Consider the following 307-nt stretch of genomic DNA (forward strand, 5'->3'; position numbering starts at 1 on the left):
CATAGGCGGCTTCCAGCTCCCAATCCTCGTAGAAGCCGGAGCGGTAGCCGATCATGTTGGCGCGGTTCAGCATGTCGCCATCGCCATAGGGCCACCAGGAATCGCGGATGTTATCGGAGCCGGCGAAGACCGTCGCACCCGCCTTGCGCAGCGCCGCCACCGGCGGGAAAGCGTGGTCGCCGGGCGCGTTGGTCATGATGGCGACGCCGGCAGCGGCGATCCGCTCGCCGGCGCCGGCCAGCGCGTCGGCGGAAATGTCGCCCAGCGCATAGGCGTGGCTGACGGCGACCTTTCCCTGCATGCCCGA

The 307-nt window shown here is 69.1% G+C and carries 1 protein-coding gene; it reads right to left on the reverse strand.

The genetic code is table 11. From position 1 onward, the window contains the following. Nucleotides 1-307 (reverse strand): amidohydrolase family protein (locus EN824_RS34330; RefSeq protein ID WP_145972525.1); only part of this gene is annotated, 307 nt, incomplete at both ends.

The organism is Mesorhizobium sp. M8A.F.Ca.ET.181.01.1.1 (assembly GCF_004792025.1).
Lineage (GTDB): Bacteria > Pseudomonadota > Alphaproteobacteria > Rhizobiales > Rhizobiaceae > Mesorhizobium.